This is a genomic window from Sciscionella sediminilitoris, from assembly GCF_000737195.2.
Taxonomy (GTDB): Bacteria; Actinomycetota; Actinomycetes; order Mycobacteriales; family Pseudonocardiaceae; genus Sciscionella; species Sciscionella sediminilitoris.
On the sequence record NZ_JALM01000026.1, the window covers coordinates 1 to 16,168 of the forward strand.

The 16,168-nt window shown below is 69.3% G+C and carries 18 protein-coding genes and 1 riboswitch; of the genes, 5 read left to right on the forward strand and 13 right to left on the reverse strand.

What is annotated here, in order from left to right:
- Together AD72_RS37160 and AD72_RS12985 are read left to right on the forward strand one after the other, a co-directional pair.
- Positions 1–657, forward strand: a 657-nt coding sequence (locus AD72_RS37160) for an Rv3212 family protein (RefSeq protein WP_031466738.1), incomplete at its 5' end; no start/stop codon positions are given.
- Between the two features lie 10 nt (positions 658–667).
- Complete coding sequence (locus AD72_RS12985; protein WP_031466739.1) at positions 668–1,549, forward strand: alpha/beta fold hydrolase; 882 nt, start codon at positions 668–670, stop codon at positions 1,547–1,549.
- Positions 1,550–1,554: 5 nt separating this feature from the next.
- On the opposite strand, the gene lepA is transcribed toward AD72_RS12985, so the two are convergent.
- Positions 1,555–3,408, reverse strand: a complete 1,854-nt coding sequence (gene lepA, locus AD72_RS12990) for a translation elongation factor 4 (protein WP_031466740.1) — start codon at positions 3,406–3,408, stop codon at positions 1,555–1,557.
- A 58-nt stretch (positions 3,409–3,466) separates the two neighbouring features.
- Positions 3,467–3,847, reverse strand: a complete 381-nt coding sequence (locus AD72_RS12995) for a VOC family protein (RefSeq protein ID WP_031466741.1) — start codon at positions 3,845–3,847, stop codon at positions 3,467–3,469.
- A 30-nt stretch (positions 3,848–3,877) separates the two neighbouring features.
- On the opposite strand from AD72_RS12995, the gene AD72_RS13000 reads away from it, so the two are divergent.
- Positions 3,878–4,456 carry a pentapeptide repeat-containing protein gene (locus tag AD72_RS13000; protein ID WP_051898559.1) on the forward strand — a complete coding sequence of 193 codons (579 nt, stop codon included), beginning with the start codon at positions 3,878–3,880 and terminating at the stop codon, positions 4,454–4,456.
- Between the two features lie 11 nt (positions 4,457–4,467).
- Here AD72_RS13000 and AD72_RS13005 read toward each other — a convergent pair whose 3' ends face one another.
- Complete coding sequence (locus AD72_RS13005; RefSeq protein WP_197284959.1) at positions 4,468–5,337, reverse strand: EamA family transporter; 870 nt, start codon at positions 5,335–5,337, stop codon at positions 4,468–4,470.
- A 148-nt stretch (positions 5,338–5,485) separates the two neighbouring features.
- Between AD72_RS13005 and rpsT the strand changes: the two genes are divergently transcribed.
- On the forward strand, positions 5,486–5,746 hold the full coding sequence (gene rpsT, locus AD72_RS13010) for a 30S ribosomal protein S20 (RefSeq protein ID WP_031466744.1): 261 nt from the start codon (positions 5,486–5,488) through the stop codon (positions 5,744–5,746).
- Positions 5,747–5,857: 111 nt separating this feature from the next.
- Here the strand turns inward: rpsT and holA are convergent, their stop codons facing one another.
- Complete coding sequence (gene holA / locus AD72_RS13015; RefSeq protein ID WP_031466745.1) at positions 5,858–6,844, reverse strand: DNA polymerase III subunit delta; 987 nt, start codon at positions 6,842–6,844, stop codon at positions 5,858–5,860.
- A gap of 103 nt (positions 6,845–6,947) precedes the next feature.
- Positions 6,948–7,070, forward strand: a riboswitch (SAM riboswitch).
- 13 nt (positions 7,071–7,083) lie between these two features.
- Between holA and thrC the strand changes: the two genes are divergently transcribed.
- Positions 7,084–8,343, forward strand: coding sequence for a threonine synthase (gene thrC, locus AD72_RS13020; protein WP_031466746.1), 1,260 nt, complete (start codon positions 7,084–7,086; stop codon positions 8,341–8,343).
- A gap of 33 nt (positions 8,344–8,376) precedes the next feature.
- On the opposite strand, the gene bluB is transcribed toward thrC, so the two are convergent.
- The 9 genes from bluB to AD72_RS13065 all read right to left on the reverse strand — a co-directional run bounded on the left by bluB (position 8,377) and on the right by AD72_RS13065 (position 16,120).
- Positions 8,377–9,012, reverse strand: a complete 636-nt coding sequence (gene bluB, locus AD72_RS13025) for a 5,6-dimethylbenzimidazole synthase (RefSeq protein ID WP_156365170.1) — start codon at positions 9,010–9,012, stop codon at positions 8,377–8,379.
- Between the two features lie 15 nt (positions 9,013–9,027).
- Positions 9,028–11,409 carry a DNA internalization-related competence protein ComEC/Rec2 gene (locus AD72_RS13030; protein WP_031466748.1) on the reverse strand — a complete coding sequence of 794 codons (2,382 nt, stop codon included), beginning with the start codon at positions 11,407–11,409 and terminating at the stop codon, positions 9,028–9,030.
- Positions 11,406–12,137, reverse strand: a complete 732-nt coding sequence (locus AD72_RS13035) for a ComEA family DNA-binding protein (RefSeq protein ID WP_231644822.1) — start codon at positions 12,135–12,137, stop codon at positions 11,406–11,408. The genes AD72_RS13030 and AD72_RS13035 overlap by 4 nt, the downstream gene beginning before the upstream one ends.
- 208 nt (positions 12,138–12,345) lie before the next feature.
- A complete protein-coding gene (locus AD72_RS13040) occupies positions 12,346–13,197 on the reverse strand; it encodes a DegV family protein (protein ID WP_031466750.1) in 852 nt (283 codons plus the stop codon).
- On the reverse strand, positions 13,194–13,904 hold the full coding sequence (gene octT, locus AD72_RS13045; RefSeq protein ID WP_031466751.1) for a diglucosylglycerate octanoyltransferase: 711 nt from the start codon (positions 13,902–13,904) through the stop codon (positions 13,194–13,196). Before octT ends, AD72_RS13040 begins: the two co-directional genes overlap by 4 nt.
- Before the next feature lie 2 nt (positions 13,905–13,906).
- Positions 13,907–14,524 (reverse strand): histidine phosphatase family protein, encoded by a 618-nt coding sequence (locus AD72_RS13050; protein ID WP_031466752.1) that lies wholly within the window; start codon positions 14,522–14,524, stop codon positions 13,907–13,909.
- Positions 14,521–14,892, reverse strand: coding sequence for a ribosome silencing factor (gene rsfS, locus AD72_RS13055; RefSeq protein WP_020498073.1), 372 nt, complete (start codon positions 14,890–14,892; stop codon positions 14,521–14,523). The genes AD72_RS13050 and rsfS overlap by 4 nt, the downstream gene beginning before the upstream one ends.
- Positions 14,893–14,922: 30 nt before the next feature.
- Positions 14,923–15,510 (reverse strand): nicotinate-nucleotide adenylyltransferase, encoded by a 588-nt coding sequence (nadD, locus tag AD72_RS13060; protein ID WP_031466753.1) that lies wholly within the window; start codon positions 15,508–15,510, stop codon positions 14,923–14,925.
- Positions 15,511–15,532: 22 nt separating this feature from the next.
- The gene (locus AD72_RS13065) at positions 15,533–16,120 is read right to left on the reverse strand and encodes a TetR/AcrR family transcriptional regulator (RefSeq protein ID WP_031466754.1); all 588 of its coding nucleotides are present in this window, start codon (positions 16,118–16,120) and stop codon (positions 15,533–15,535) included.
- Positions 16,121–16,168: the final 48 nt, after the last annotated feature.

Consider the following 16,168-nt stretch of genomic DNA (forward strand, 5'->3'; position numbering starts at 1 on the left):
CGCCAGCCGCGCACCGGCTGCCACTACGGCTCGGCCGCGGCCGCCTCCGGGCAGATCGGCGTCGTGGAACGCTGTGGGGCGCTCTCCAGTCAACCGGACGGCGGGGCCGACCGGTTCACCGTGTACAGCGCGGTGAGCAAGGGCAAGGACATGGACGAGCCCAATGTCGGCTCGAGTGTGCGACTGCCCGGCAACGGGGCCCGCGTGGTCGCGATGAACGACCGGTTCGCGGCGGTCGCACTGCCGAATCCGGCGCGCCTGCTGGTGATCGACAAATCCGACGGCGCGATCAAGGCGCAGTACTCGATCCCGGTGCCGGACGCGAAACTCGGCTGGAACGTGCCCGGCGGGGTCGTCCCGGTCAGCGAGGGACCGAACTCGATCTACTGGTACACCGGATCCGGGGTCATCGCGCTCTCCTCCGCCGACTTCCGTCCACAATGGACCTTGAACGGGGCACTCGGCCCCGGCACCCAGTTCGTCGGGCGGACGCTGATCCCGGTGCCCTCCGGTATCGAGGTACTGGACGCCAACTCGGGCCGCAAACTCGGCGTCTACCCGCTCGACCGGCACGGTTACCACGGCGAGGTCACCATGTCGACGCTCGGCCCGATGGTGTTCGAGCAGCGTGGCGGCACACTGGTGGCCCTGCGGTAGCTTGGCTGACGTGACCGACGAGCTCAGCGATTCCCCACTGGCAGCCCATCACGCCGAACGGATCGATCTGCCCGGCAGGCACGGCACGCTCGCCGCACTGCGCGCCCGCCCCGCTCCCGCGAAGGCGACCGTGCTTCTCGTGCCCGGATACACCGGCTCCAAAGAGGATTTCGCCCCGCTGCTCGATCCGCTCGCCGATGCCGGGTTCGCTCCCCTGGCCATCGATCTGCCCGGTCAGTACGAATCACCGGGCCCGGACAGCGAAGCCGCCTACACCCCGGACGAGCTCGGCAGCCAGGTGACCGACCTGGTCGGCAAGCTGGTCGCGGACGGGGAACGGGTGCTGCTGCTCGGCCACTCCTACGGCGGGCTCGTCGCGCGCGCCGCGCTGCTGTCCGGCTGTCAGGCGAGCGGGCTGATCCTGCTCGATTCCGGGCCGAGCGCGATCACCGATCCGGACCGGGTCGCCGTACTCGACCACGGCACGGCGGTGCTGCGGGACAAGGGCATCGCGGCCGCGTGGCAACTGCGCGAGCAGTCCCTGCTGCGCAACCCGTGGTTCGCGGGCCTGCCCGAGCGGTTGCGCACCTTCCACCGGGAACGGTTCCTGCGTTCGGCGCCCGCCGCGCTGATCACCATGGCGGAGGTACTGCGCACGAGCGAGGATCTGGTCGCCCCGTTGTCCAGGGAACTCGCCGCGCGCGCGATCCCCTGCCTCGTCGCCTGCGGGGAGCACGACGACGCCTGGTCGGTGCCCACCCAGCAGCGCATGGCCGAGCGACTGGACGCGGACTTCGCCGTGCTGCCGGGTTGCGGGCACTCACCGAACACCGAGAACCCCTCGGCTTTGGTGGCCACCCTGCTGCCGACCTGGAACACCTGGCTGGCCTAGCAGCGCTATTTCTTCTGCTTCGCCTTGTCGCCCTCGGTGGTGGAAAGGGCGGCGACGAACGCCTCCTGCGGGACCTCGACGCGGCCGATGTTCTTCATCCGCTTCTTGCCCTCCTTCTGCTTCTCGAGCAGTTTCCGCTTCCGGCTGATGTCGCCGCCGTAGCATTTGGAGAGCACGTCCTTGCGCATCGCGCGAATGGTTTCCCGCGCGATGATCCGGGACCCGACCGCGGCCTGAATGGGCACCTCGAACTGCTGACGCGGAATGATCTCGCGCAGTTTCGCGGTCATCTTGGTGCCGTAGGAGTACGCGGAATCCTTGTGCACGATCGCGGAGAACGCGTCCACCGGTTCGCCCTGCAGCAGAATGTCCACCTTCACCAGATCGCTGGCCTGCTCGCCGGCATCCTCGTAGTCGAGCGAGGCGTATCCCCGGGTCCGGGATTTCAGCGCGTCGAAGAAATCGAAGATGATCTCGGCGAGCGGAATGGTGTAGCGCAGTTCGACGCGCGTCTCGGAAAGGTAATCCATTCCGCCGAGCTCGCCCCTGCGTTCCTGGCACAATTCCATGATCGCGCCCACGAATTCGTTCGGCGCGATCACCGTGATCTTCGCGATCGGTTCGTAGACCTCCCCGACCTTGCCCTCGGGCCAGTCGGAGGGGTTGGTCACCTGGATCTCCTCGCCGTCGTCGAGCAACACCCGGTAGACGACGTTCGGAGCGGTGGAGATCAGGTCCAGGTCGTACTCGCGCTCCAGCCGGGTCCGGGTGATCTCCAGGTGCAGCAGGCCGAGAAAACCGCTGCGGAAGCCGAAACCGAGCGCGGTGGAGGTCTCGGGCTCGTAGGTGAGCGCCGCATCGTTGAGCCGCAGTTTGTCCAGCGCCTCGCGCAGCGCGGGATAATCGGAGCCGTCGACCGGGTACAGCCCCGCGTACACCATCGGCTTGGGTTCCCGGTACCCGCGCAGCGGCTCGGCGGCCCCGCGCTTCTCACTGGTGACCGTGTCCCCGACCTTGGACTGGCGCACATCCTTCACGCCGGTGATCAGGTAGCCGACCTCGCCGACCCCGAGTCCCTTGGAAGCCTTCGGATCCGGGGACACGATGCCCACCTCGAGCAGTTCGTGCGTGGCCCCGGTGGACATCATGCGGATCCGCTCGCGCGGCTTGATCGCGCCGTCCACGACCCGGATGTAGGTCACCACACCGCGGTAGATGTCATAGACCGAATCGAAGATCATCGCCCGCGCGGGCGCGTCCGCCTCGCCTTCCGGCGCGGGCACCAGGCGCACCACCGCGTCCAGTACCTCGCGTACGCCCTCCCCGGTCTTCGCGGAGACCTTGAGCACGTCCTCGGGCTCGCAGCCGATGATGTGCGCGAGCTCGTTCGCGTAGCGTTCGGGTTCCGCGGCGGGCAGGTCGATCTTGTTCAGCACCGGGATGATGACCAGGTCCTGTTCCATGGCCAGGTACAGGTTGGCCAGGGTCTGCGCCTCGATCCCCTGCGCGGCGTCCACGAGCAGGATCGCCCCCTCGCAGGCCTGCAGTGCCCGGGAGACCTCGTAGGTGAAGTCCACGTGACCGGGGGTGTCGATCAGGTGCAGCACGTGCTCGGTGTCCTCGGCGACCCACGGCAGCCGCACGTTCTGCGCCTTGATGGTGATCCCGCGCTCACGCTCGATGTCCATCCGGTCGAGGTACTGATCGCGGTAGTCCCGATCGCCGAGGACCCCGGTCAGCTGCAGCATCCGGTCGGCGAGTGTGGACTTGCCGTGATCGATGTGCGCGATGATGCAGAAGTTCCGGATGCGCTCCGGCGAGGTGAAGGTGGTCTCGGCGAAATTGGTCACGCCCACCATGGTCCCATGCTCTCCCCGAGCGCGGCCCAGGTCCTTGGTTCCGGTCTCGGTCCCGGTCTCAGTCCCAGCGGGTGTCCCTGCGCATCGGGTGCTCCTCGGGCACTTCGACGAGCACGATCCTGCGCCCGTCCGGATCGGCGATCCACATCTCGTCCAGGCCCCACGGTTCGCGTTCCGCGCCGCGCAGTACCCGGACCGCGTGCTCGGCCAGCCGCGCCCGCGCCTCGCCGAGGCTGCGTACCTGGAGCCACAGCTGCGTGGCCGGGGTGGCCGGGGCACTGCTCGATCCGGAGACCTCGATCAGTCCCTGTCCGGCGAAGAACACCACCCCGCCGGGGAACTCGCGGTGGACGGCGAGCCCGAGCGCGTCCCGGTAGAAGCGCAGGCTCTCTTCCAGGTCGGCTGGCCGGATCAGCACCCGGCTGGCGAGAATCTCCATGCTGTCGTGGGTACCAGATACGGTGCGCCCATGCGCTCCCCGATCATCGAAGATCCCAGCCCGCTCGCGGCCGGGACGATCACGGAATCCCTTGCCGAGGGCCAGCTGAACTCGGTGCTCCTGGAGGGCGCCGACCTCGGCAAGGCGCGCGCCGAACCGCTGGAGCTGGTGGACGCGCGGCTGCGAGACGTGGAGCTGTCGAACGCACACCTGCGCCGGATCCTGGCCCGTAGGGTCGAGTTCGCCGACTGCCGGGGAATCGGGCTGCGCCTCGACGCCGAGCGGGCCACCGATGTGCACGCCCTCCGCTGCCGGTTCGATTACGCGCACATCCACATCGAGCGCGCCAAGGGGCCGATCGTGTTCGAGGGCTGTTCGCTGCGCGAGTCGGTGCTCTCCGGGGATCTGTCCACCGCCGTGTTCACCGACTGCGAGCTCGCCGGGGCGGAATTCAACGCCCGCGACGCGACCGGCTGCGATCTGCGTGGCTCCCGGATCACCGACATCCGCGGGCTGCTCACCCTGCGCGGCGCGATCGTGGACACCGGTCAGGTCATCGCGGCCGCGACCAGGATCGCCACGGCTGCCGGGTTCGACGTGCGGGAGTGAGCGGCCCGTACTCAGGACAGCCCCAGCGCCACGATCCCGGCGAGCGCGATCACCGAGCCGATCAGCCGCCGCACCGGATTCGGTTCGCGCAACAGCAGCCAGCCGGCGAGGGCACCGAGCACGATGCTCGACTCGCGCGCCGGTGCGACGAGCGAGACCGGGGCGATCCGCATCGCGTAGAGCACGAGCAGATACGCGACCGGGGACAGCACCCCGATGATCACCACGCGCCGCCAGTTCTTCCGCCAGATCCCGGCGACCACACCGAAATCCCGGGCGGCCAGCGGGGTGAGCATCACCGACTCGCCGAGCACCGTGAGTCCGAAGTAGACGATCGGCGGCACACCGATACCGGTCATCGAGTGGTCGTCCCACAGGGTGTAGACCGCGATCGTGGCACCGGTCGCGACGCCGTAACCGATGCTGAGCACCCGCGAACCCGCGGCGCGGGAACCGCCCGAGGAGATCACCAGCACCCCGAGCACCACGGCGGCCGCACCGATCAGGCCGAGCACCCCGGGCCGTTCGCCGAACAGCAGCACGGCGAACAGCACCGAAAGCAGCGGGCCGGTGCCGCGCGCGAGCGGGTACACCACGGACAGATCCCCGACCGCGTACCCACGCTGCAACACGATCCCGTAGCCGACGTGCGCGGCCGCCGAGACCAGAGCGGCCAGCAGCCAGCTCCACTGCGGGCCCTGTTGCTCGGTGCAGGCGAACACGATGGCGAACGGCAGGCACACCACCGTGCTCACCGTGGAGTACAGCCAGACGATCGCGCTCCCGCTGCCGCCGATACCCTTCGCGGCGAAATTCCATCCGGCGTGGGCGACGGCGGCGAGCAGCACGAAGGTCATGGCGAGCGAGTTCACGACGATCATGCCTACCGCCCGCGAACCCCGCGGGCAATGTTGTTATCCTGGATAACCGTGCCGTGTGGCATTCCGCACGGGAGGAAGCCCACCGACCTCGGTGGGGCCGATCGAACGCGGCACGAACACCAACGACGACTTGTTGAGGAGCGCCCCTATGGCCCACACCAAACAGCAGCGCAAGCGCATCAAGACCAACGAGATCGCGCGCCAGCGCAACAAGGCGGTCAAGTCCTCGCTGAAGACCTCCGTGCGCAAGTTCCGCGAGGCCGCCGAAGCGGGCGACAAGGCCAAGGCGACCGAGCTGCTCCAGACCGCGAGCCGTCAGCTCGACAAGGCCGTGAGCAAGGGCGTCATCCACCGCAACCAGGCCGCCAACCGCAAGTCGGCGATGGCCAAGCGCGCGAACAGCCTCTGAGGTCGCTCTCGGCGGGTACACCGTCCGAGTCCGAGCCGGAGAACGGCCCGGGAATCCTCGCGATTCCCGGGCCGTTCTGCGTTTCCGGCCACTGTTTCCGGCCGGTCGCGGCTATTGGCGGCTGCCTCGGGCGACCACGATCCGGTCCACCGCGCGTTCGAGGGCATAGGCGGCACTCGCCGCGACCCCTTTCACGTCCGCGTTCACCTCCGCGGTGGCGTGCAGCGCCGCGGCGAGCCCCGCGCTGTGCCAGCCACGCGCCTGACGCAGCGCCTTGCGCGCCTTCCACGGCGGCATGCCGAGCTCACTCGCCAGCCGGTTCGGATCCGAGCCCCCGGCAGCGCTCACCCTGGCCACCGTGCGCACCGCGTCGGCGAGCGCGTCGGCGACGAGCACGTGCGGCACCCCGAGGTTCATCGCCCAGCGCAGCGCCTCGAGCGCACCGGCGCGGTCCCCGGTGACGGCCTTCTCCGCGACCGCGAATCCGGTCACCTCGGCCTTGCCGTTGTGGTAGCGGCGCACCGCGGCCGCGTCCACGTTTCCCCCCGTGTCCGCGACGAGTTGGGATGCCGCGGCGGCGAGTTCGCGCAGATCGGTACCGACCGCGTCGATCAGGGTGGTCACGGCCTCCCCGTCGATGCTGCCCCGCACCCTGCGTACCTCGTCGCGGACGAATTTCTCCCGGTCAGCGGGCTTGGTGACCTTCGCGCACTCCACGACCTCGGCACCGAGTTTGCGCAGCGCGGCGGGAAGCTCCTTGCCCGCCTTCGAGCGCCCGCCGCCACTGTGCGCGACCACGAGCACCACTCCGTCGGCGGGAAGCTTGGCGAAGCCGGTGATCGCCGCGGCCAGTTCGGCGTTGGCCTCCTGTGCCCCCTCAAGCACGATCACGCGGGCGCTGGAGAACAACGAGGGCGAGACCAGCTCGGCGAGCTCGGGCGGGGTGAGTTCACTCACCCGCTTACGGTGCGATTCCGCCGCCGCGTCCTCCGCACGCTTGGCCGCGAGGATCCGCTCGACGGCGCGCTCAACCAGCAGTTCCTCCTCGCCGAGCAGAAGCCGCACCGGAGCCTGCGAGGTGGTGGAAGAGGGAGCCACCCGCTCATCTTCGCACGCGTGCCCGTCCGGCACGCGAGACACCACGTTGGCGCCCGGTGGAGCGGATGTCGTACGGTGAAGCTCGCTTTTCATAAAACTGAATAGCTCATCCAGAGGGGCAGAGGGAACGGCCCGACGAAGCCCCGGCAACCGGCGTGGTGAATGCTGCCCACGTGATCGGTGCCAATTCCGACCCGAGCGAATGGTTCGCCGGGACAGATGAGGAAAGGACCTCGCTGATGACAAGCACCGGCCTCGAAGCCCCCACCTCGCTCGACCTCGGTTCCGCACGCGCACTCGCGTGTCGCGAATGCGGCAACAAGACGCCGCTGGCCGCGGAATTCGCCTGCGCGGAGTGTTTCGGCCCGCTCGAGGTGTCCTACGACTTCGGATCGGTCACCCGCGAGCGGATCGAGTCCGGCCCGAAGTCCATCTGGCGCTACCGCGACCTGCTCCCGGTGCCCAGCACCGTGCAGCAGCACCCCAACACCGAGCCCGGGCTGACCCGGCTGATCAGCGCCGACCGGCTCGCCGCCGAACTCGGGGTGCGCAAGCTGTGGGTCAAGGACGACACCGGCAACCCCACCCACTCCTTCAAGGACCGGGTCGTCGCGGTCGCCCTCGCCGCGGCACGCGAGCTCGGCTTCCAGGTGCTCGCCTGCCCGTCCACCGGCAACCTCGCCAACGCCGTGGCCGCGGCCGCCGCACGCGCCGGTTGGCAGTCAGTCGTCCTCATTCCCTCCTCTCTCGAGCGGGCGAAAGTGCTCACCACCGCCGTGTACGACGGCGCGCTCATCGCCGTGGACGGCAACTACGACGACGTGAACCGGCTGGCCACCGAACTGGCCGCGGAGCACGAGGACTGGGCCTTCGTCAACGTCAACGTGCGGCCCTACTACGCCGAGGGCTCCAAGACGCTCGGTTTCGAGGTCGCCGAACAGCTCGGCTGGCGCCTTCCCGAACAGATCGTCGTGCCCATCGCCTCCGGTTCCCAGCTCACCAAGGTGGACAAGGGATTCCGCGAGTTCGGTGAGCTCGGCCTCGTCGAACCGACCCAGTACCGGGTGTTCGGCGCGCAGGCCACCGGCTGCTCCCCGGTCTCGGCCGCCTTCCGCGACGGGGTCGACACGGTGACACCGGTCAAGCCGGACACGATCGCGCGCTCGCTGGCCATCGGTGCCCCCGCGGACGGTCCCTACGTGCTCGACGCGGTGCGCCGCACCGGCGGGGCGATCGGCGATGTCACCGATGAGGAGGTCGTCGAGGGGATCCGGCTGCTCGCCCGTACCGAAGGGGTGTTCGCCGAGACCGCGGGCGGGGTCACCGTCGCGACCGCCAAGAAGCTCCTCGAGCAGGGCAAGCTCGACCCGGACGCCGAGACCGTGCTGCTGATCACCGGGGACGGCCTCAAGACACTCGACGCGGTGGCCGACCACATCGGCCCGAAGGCCACGGTCCCGCCCTCGGCGAGCGCGGTCAGCGAGGCCCTCGGGCTCTGAGCCGCCGGCCGCGCACCGGGCCCCGGTGCGCGGTCACCAGCGCTCGTGATGCAGCACCTGTTCGAGCGGCATCCGGGTGCGCCAGCCGGCACGTTCCAGGTCCGGCACTTTCGCGAACTCCCGGACAGGCCCGACACAGAGCCACGCGACCGGGCGCACCGGATCGGGGATGCCGAGCAGCTCGCGCAGGAACGGTTCCCGGTAGAAGCTCACCCAGCCGACACCGAGCCCTTCCGCGGTCGCCGCGAGCCAGAGGTTCTGGATCGCGAGGCACACCGAGTACAGCCCGGCATCGGCGATCGCGTGCCTGCCGAGTACGGCCGGGGCACCTCGCTGGGCGTCGTAGGTGACCACGATGGAGAGCGTCGATTCGAGCACACCCTCGATCTTGATCCGGTCGAACAGCCGCGCCGCGTCCTCGTCGAGCGTTTCCGCGAAGGTCTCGCGCTCGGCCACCACGTGCTCCCGGAATCGCCGCTTCGTGGCGTCCTCGGTGACGAGCACGAAGTCCCAGGGCTGACTGAGCCCGACGCTCGGGGCACGATGGGCCGCGCCGAGCACCCGGTGCAGGGTCTCCTCGGTGACCGGTTCCCCGGTGAACTCGGCCCGGACATCCCGGCGACGACCGACCAACTCGTAGAACGCTTCCTGGGTGATCATGCCTGCCATTGTCACCGGCGGCCGTTACGGCGGTGATCTCGGTGCGCCCGCGCGCAGCAACCGCGGGCCCGCGGCGCGCCCGTTCCCGGGCAGCACGGCGACATCCCCATCCTGGTCGGTGCGCGCGAGCAACGAACCATCGGCGCGCAGCCGGTTCATGGTCGTGGCATTCGGGTGCCCGTAGTCGTTGTCGGCACCGACGCTGGCGATCGCGATCCGCGCATGCGTGGCATCGAGGAATTCCGGTGCCTGCGAACGAGACCCGTGATGCGGGATCTTCAGCACCTCGGCGCGCACCGAGGCCCCCGAGCTCAGCAGGTCGGTCTGCGCCTCGGTCTCCACATCACCGGTGAGCAGGATGCTCCCGGCCGGGGTGGTCGCGCGCAGTACGAGCGACGTGTTGTTGATCGTGGTTCCGTCGTGCCCCACCGGATGGGATTCGGCGGGCAACGGGGCGAGCACGTCGATGGTCAGTCCCGGCCAGCTCAACCGTTGCCCGGTGGGCACCGTGACCACTGGTACCTTGGCTCTCGCCGACTGCTCGCGCACCGCATCGAGCTCCCAGCCCCGCGGCTGGGCCGCACCGAGTGCCACGGCTCCGACCGTGCGGTTCTCGAGCACCGCGCGCAGGCCACCGACGTGATCGGCGTGCATGTGGGAGAGCAGGACGAGCGGGACCGAGCGCACCCCGAGCCGGTCGAGACAGCGATCGATCCCCTCTTCGTCCGGTCCGGTATCCACCACTACGGCCCGATGCGGGTCGGCCGTGGCGAGCACCTCGCCGTCGCCCTGGCCCACGTCACAGGACACCATCGCCCAGCCGGTCGGTGGCCAACCCGGGCGCACCAGCCGCGGCGGAACGGTCAGCGCGAACACGGCCAGGAGACCGAGCAGCACGACCACCCGGGGCCGCCGGTACCGCATCGCGAGGAGAACGACGGCGATCAGCGCACCGAGCAGCACGGCACCGATCCATCCGGGCGGCCAGCCGATCGTCGCGCCGGGTATCCGGGCGCTCCAGGTTCCGATGAGCACGATCCAGTGCGCCTCCGGACCGGCCAGCCACACGAACCCGGTGGCCAGCCAGGGCAGCAGGGGCGCACTGAGCGCCGCAAGCACGCCGAACACCGTGGCCGGGGCCACGACCGGTGCGGCGAGCAGATTGGCGAGCACCGCCACGAGGCTCACCTGGCCACTCATTCCGGCGATCACCGGCGCGGTGGCCAGATGCGCGGCCACCGGTACCGCGAGCGCCTGAGCGATTCCCGAGGGAACACCACGGCCGCGCAGTCCCGCGGACCAGCGGGGAACGAACAGCACCAGCGCTGCGGTCGCCAGTACCGAGAGCACGAAGGCGAAATCCACCGCCATCGACGGGTCGTAGCACACCAGCAGGATGATCGCGGAGCCGAGCGCGGGCAGTGCGGATCGTTGCCGGCCCAGCGCCATCGCCGCGAGCACGACCGCACCCATCACGGCGGCACGCAGTACCGAGGGGTCCGGACCGGCGAGCAGAACGAATCCGAACAACGCCAGGCCGGCAAGCGCCGCGGCGACCCGTGGCCCCACCCGGCAGAGCCGCAGCAGCATCAGAACCGCTCCGGTGACGATCGCCAGATTCGAGCCGGAGACCGCCATCAGATGGGTCAGGCCCGCCGTCTTGAAGTCACCGACCAGTTCGTGGCGCAGCCCGCTCGTATCGCCGTCCACGAGACCGGGAAGCAGACCACCGGCGTCCCGGCCGAGGGAACCCGAGGCAGTGCGCAGTCCGGCGCGCAGGGTTTCCGCGGCCCGCTGGCCGAATCCCGCCGCGCCCGGATCGCCCGGTGGCCCGCGCACCCACACGATCGCCACGGTGGTGTCCCCACCACGCGCGGGAGCGAGTTTGCCGCGCACGGTCACTTCCTGGCCGATCAGCAGCCCGCCCCACCCGCGCGCCGGCGCGAACAACAGCACATCGGCACCGCCGGGAACCGCACGCCCGGCGACCGAGGCCGTGTGCACCCTCGCCTCGATGAGCACGGTGCGCGCGCCGGACTGTTGGTCGCCGAATCCCTTGCGGTACATGGGTTTCGGCCGATTCGTCAGCTCCACTCGCATCCGTACCGAGGACCGTTGCCCAGCTTCGGCATGCAGTGGATGGCTCGCGACACCATAGGCACGCCCGGCGAGCATGCCCGCCGTGACGAGGCCGCAGGCGAGCAGGACGAGGGCAGCAGCCCGGTCCCAGCGCCCGCGAAGGAGCAGCCAGCCGCCGAACACCGCCCCGAGCAGGCCGATGAGCACCGCGAACCACCAGGCGAACAGCAGACCCGCCGCGGCACCCGTCCAGACGACGAGGGCGGCGGGCACCAACCGGGCATCGATACGTCCGCCGGAACCCGCCGAAACACTCACCGCGGTCATCGGACTGTCACCAGGTCCTTGAGGCGCGCGAACCGGGTCTCCCCGATACCACCCACATCTTGTAACTGCGCGACCGTGGTGAACCTGCCGTGCTGGCTGCGCCAGTCGAGAATGTGCTTCGCCGTCACCTCCCCGACCCCGGGCAACTGGTCGAGTTGTTCCGCGGTGGCGCTGTTGAGATCGAGCTTGGCCGCCGATCCGCCCTGGCCGGTGTTTCCCTCCGGAGCCGCGGACTGCCCCGCGGGCGCGGGCTGCGCCGGTCCCTGCCGGGCCCAGTCCGGGGTCGGGATACCCACGAAAAGCTGCTCGCCGTCGCTGACCCGGCGAGCAAGATTGATCTTGGTGATGTCCACCCCTCGCAGCGCGCCACCGGCCGCACCGATCGCGTCCGCCACCCGGGCGCCGTCCGGCAGCCGCACCAGGCCGGCCTTGGCCACTTTCCCCACCACGCTCACCACCACCTGACTCGGTGGCGGGCTCGAGCTGCTGGAGGAAGTGACGACGGCGGGCAACGGCGGCGGGCTTTCCGCGCTCGGTGTCGCACGCGCGAAGGCGAGAACGCCGAGCACTCCTAGTCCGAGCAGAACGGCGGCGACCACCGCGATCATACCGGCGCGACCGGGTCTGAACCCGGCTACCGCGCTCGGGATGAACCGCTGCACCAGGCTCGCCGCGCGCGCCGCGAACACCTTGCCGAGCAATCGCTCCCGTTCGTCGTTCTCCTCCACGAAAACGACGCTACGGCGGAATCCGGCGCGGAAAAGAGGGATTCGCTAATCTGTGGAAAACCGGATCAGCTGTGGATTGTTTCGCATACACTCGACCGAAACAGCCGGTCCGGCCGGGAAACCCGCGCAGCGAAAAAGACACTTCGAGTGAATGGTCCATTCGCTCGGGAAAAATCCGCTCATCACTGGATCGGCCCGATATTCTGGGTCAATGCGATTCGACGGATTCCGGAAGAACGACCACACCGAGAACACCCGGCCCGGTGTGCGCGCCGATGACCGCGCCGACCTCGGAGACGAGCACCCCCGCCGCGGCGGGCAAGCGCGCGGCCAGTTCCTCGGCGAGCAAGGTGGCCTGGTCCTTGGCGCCCAGATGATGCACGGCAAGACGCGCCCGCCCGGTCCCGGCCGCTGTCGAGGCCAGATCGATCAGCCGCGCCTTGGCCCTGCTCATCGTGCGCACCTTTTCCACCCCGGTGATCCGCCCATCCTCGATGTGCAGCACCGGTTTCACCGCGAGCGCGGTACCGAGCAGCGCTGCCGCGGTCCCGATCCGCCCGCCCCTGCGCAGGTATTCCATGGTCGGCACGCAGAACCAGGTCGCGGTGCGCTCCGCGGTCTCCACCGCGGCCGCTTCCACCCGCTCGCCCGTCTGGCCCTCGCCGGCCGCACGCGCCGCCGCGAGCACCGCGAACCCGAGCCCCATCGCGGTGGACCTGGAATCGACAACGCGTACGTTTCCCACCCGTTCGGCGGCACGGCAGGCCGCTTCCCAGGTCCCGGAGAGCTCACGGGACAGGTGCACGGAGACGACCTCGCTCGCCCCGTCAGCGAGCAGGGCACGGTATCGCTCAGCGAGATCCTCGGGATTCGGCCGTGAGGTACTCACCATGGCATGACCACGCAGTGCCTGCACGAGTTCGGCCGGACCGAGTTCCGCACCGTCGGTGAAGCTGCGCCCGTCCACCAGCACGTGCAGCGGAACAACATCGACCCGGTGGCGGTCCGCGAACCCTTCGGGAAGGTAGGCGGTGGAATCGGTGACGACGCGGATGGTCACCCGGTCAGTCTATGCCCGTCGTGCGCGAGCCCCAGCTGCCCCGCGACCGCGTCGGCAACGGCCTCGTGAGCCTCCCAGCCCCAGTGGATTCCGTCCGGGTTTCCCTGCCCGTCGAGCACATGCCTCGCGGTCAGCGCACGCAGGTCGATCGTCGGCACCTCGAGCTCGGCATAGCAGGAGCGCAGGGCCGCGCGCTGCGGGCGGTATCCCGCGAGGCTGAATCCGTGGGCAGGCGAACGGTGCAGTGGTGGAAGCATCCCGAGCACGGAGATCCCCGGACGAAGGGAACGCAGTCCCGCGACGATCTTGCTCGCGTACCGGGTGCTCGCCCTCGGGGGTAGCGAGACCGGGCATCCCGGCAGCCGGGCGAGCCGCGGCTGCGCGGCCAGGTACGCCGACCGCGTGGCGCGGCGCAATCGCTCGGAACGCAGATACCTGATGCCCTGGCGCAGATAGGTCGGCACGGGCGAGGGAAGCATGTCCATGCCGCCGATCTCCAGGACCACCGCGTCGACCTCGGGCAACCGTGCCCAGACCGCGGGATTGTCGACCAGTGCCCAGTAGGCGTCCCGCATCGTCCAGCCGATCCCGGCGAACAGGTCGACCGTGGCCGGGAGCCGGTTCGGCCAGAGCCGGGGATCGTCGATCGGCATCGCCTCGCGCGGACCGAAGTAACACAGCGAATCACCGAAGACGAGCAGCCGCATGATCAGCCCGTGATACCGGCGTTGTACGAGATCAACCGCCAGCGTCCATCGCCCTCGGTCCGCCTGCGCAGCACGGTCCAGTGACAGTTGCTGATTCCCCCGAGCTGCGGCCAGTTCGGCACCGGCAGCCCGAGCAGATGGCTGACCAGCGCGGTGATCAGCCCGCCGTGCGCGCACAACAGCACCGTCTGACCGGGATACTCGGTGTCGAGTTCACCGACGAGTTCCTCGGCACGGGCCGCGACCTCGACCCGGGCCTCTCCGCCCGGTGGCGCCCAGGTCGCGTCGTTCTGCCAGTACACCCGGTCGCCGGGCCAGATGGCGTCGACCTCCTCGGCGGTCTTGCCCTGCCACTCCCCCAGGTTCGTCTCCCTGAGGCGCTTGTCCACCCGGAAGGGCACCTCGCTCGCGGAGGCGAAAACCCCGGCGGTATCACGCGCCCTGCGCAGATCGGAGGACACGAGCACGACCGGATCGAACCTGGCGAGCGCGGGAACGGCGAACCGTGCCTGCTGCCAGCCGATCTCGGTGAGTGCGGAGTCGAGCTGCCCCTGCATACGGCCACTCGCGTTGTAGTCGGTCTCCCCGTGCCGCCACAACACGAGACGCCACATGCTCATCCCGAAAGTCCCGCCTCGTCGAACTCCAGGTGCGGGCAGTCCTTCCAGAGCCGGTCGAGTCCGTAGAAGGCGCGTTCCTCGCCATGCTGCACGTGCACGACCACGTCGACGTAGTCGAGCAGGGCCCAGCGCCCGTCCCGCACGCCCTCCCTGCGAGTCGGTTTGGCCCCCGCGCGGTGCATGTGTTCCTCGACGGAATCCACGATCGCGCCGACCTGCCGCTCATTGGGGGCTGAGGCGATCACGAAGCAGTCGGTGATGACCAGTTGCTCCGAGACGTCGATGATGACGACATCGTCCGCTTTCTTGTCCGCGGCGGCAGCCGCGGCGACCTGTGCCAGATTCTTAGCCTGCTCAGTGGCAGCCACGTCACTCCTGTCCTCGTCCGGGCGGCAAGTCTACTCGCCGCGATAAAGCCGTCGCTTGCTGATGTACTGCACCACACCGTCCGGCACCAGGTACCACACCGGCAGCCCGTCGGCGACCCGCGCACGCAGATCGGTGGAGGAGATCGCCATGGCAGGCACCTCGAGCAGGCTCACCGATCCCCCGGGGAGGTGACCGTCGGTGAGGTCGTATCCGGGCCTGGTCACCCCGACGAAGTGCGCGCGCTCGAACAGCTCCTCGACCTTGTGCCAGGAAAGGATCTGTTCGAGGGCGTCCGCCCCGGTGATGAAGTACAGCTCCGCGCCCGGATAGAGCTCGGCGAGATCACGCAGCGTGTCGATGGTGTAGGTGGGCCCCTCCCGGTCGATGTCCACCCTGCTCACCGAGAACCGCGGATTGGACGCGGTGGCGATCACCGTCATCAGATACCGGTCCTCAGCGGCGGTGACCACACGATCCGCCTTCTGATAGGGCTGCCCGGTCGGAACGAAGACGACCTCCTGCAGCCCGAAACGGGCGGCCGCCTCGCTCCCGGCCATCAGGTGTCCGTGGTGCACTGGGTCGAAGGTGCCGCCCATCACCCCGATGCGTCGTGCCATGGTGGATCAGCCTACGTCTTCCTCAGCCTGCGTCTTCGCTACCGGTCTCACCGCGCGGCACGACCAGGCCGAGAGCGACGTCCAGGGCCGCGGCGTTCACCTCGCGCTCGTCCAGCTCGAGGTCGGCGAAAGCCAGCTTGCCGAGGTTGATCGAGATGAGCGCCAGCCGGCAGCGCAACTGCTCGGTCAGCGGGGCATCCCGCGCGGCGAGCAGTTCGAACAGCTCCTTGACCCGTTCGCGGTACCCCTCGAGCGACTTCAGCTCCCGGAGCACGGGCTGGTTTCCCTGGATGAACCTGGTCAGCAGCACCGCGCGCTCATCGAGGGCGGCGGCATAGCGCCGGACGAGCTCACGGCGGTTCTCGCTGTCCATCCGAACCTGTCTGGCCCAGGCGATGACCTCGTCGAGTGCGTCGATGGCCTCCTCGACCGCGCCACCGAGGATCTCCTCTTTGGTGCGGTAGTGGTAGTACACGGCCGCCTTGGTGACCTCGAGGCGCTCGGCGATCTCCCGCAGCGAGGTTCCTTCGTATCCCTGTTCGGTGAACAGCTCCAGCGCGACCTGCTGGATCCGGTCACGGGTGTCCGAACGCCGCTGCGTACCAGACATGCGTCAAGGTTCCTCCGCCATCGACTGCCTCACTGATCACTGACAGTA

Excerpts from the sequence above, each read along its gene's own strand:
- lepA (WP_031466740.1), bottom strand. The coding sequence starts at position 3,408 with ATGGTGGGCGTGACCAATTTCGCCGAGACCACCTTCACCTCGCCGGAG.
- AD72_RS12995 (WP_031466741.1), bottom strand. The coding sequence starts at position 3,847 with ATGGAGATTCTCGCCAGCCGGGTGCTGATCCGGCCAGCCGACCTGGAA.
- AD72_RS13000 (WP_051898559.1), top strand. The coding sequence starts at position 3,878 with ATGCGCTCCCCGATCATCGAAGATCCCAGCCCGCTCGCGGCCGGGACG.
- AD72_RS13005 (WP_197284959.1), bottom strand. The coding sequence starts at position 5,337 with ATGATCGTCGTGAACTCGCTCGCCATGACCTTCGTGCTGCTCGCCGCC.
- rpsT (WP_031466744.1), top strand. The coding sequence starts at position 5,486 with ATGGCCCACACCAAACAGCAGCGCAAGCGCATCAAGACCAACGAGATC.
- thrC (WP_031466746.1), top strand. The coding sequence starts at position 7,084 with ATGACAAGCACCGGCCTCGAAGCCCCCACCTCGCTCGACCTCGGTTCC.
- bluB (WP_156365170.1), bottom strand. The coding sequence starts at position 9,012 with ATGGCAGGCATGATCACCCAGGAAGCGTTCTACGAGTTGGTCGGTCGT.
- AD72_RS13030 (WP_031466748.1), bottom strand. The coding sequence starts at position 11,409 with ATGACCGCGGTGAGTGTTTCGGCGGGTTCCGGCGGACGTATCGATGCC.
- octT (WP_031466751.1), bottom strand. The coding sequence starts at position 13,904 with ATGCGGCTGCTCGTCTTCGGTGATTCGCTGTGTTACTTCGGTCCGCGC.
- AD72_RS13050 (WP_031466752.1), bottom strand. The coding sequence starts at position 14,524 with ATGAGCATGTGGCGTCTCGTGTTGTGGCGGCACGGGGAGACCGACTAC.
- nadD (WP_031466753.1), bottom strand. The coding sequence starts at position 15,510 with ATGGCACGACGCATCGGGGTGATGGGCGGCACCTTCGACCCAGTGCAC.
- AD72_RS13065 (WP_031466754.1), bottom strand. The coding sequence starts at position 16,120 with ATGTCTGGTACGCAGCGGCGTTCGGACACCCGTGACCGGATCCAGCAG.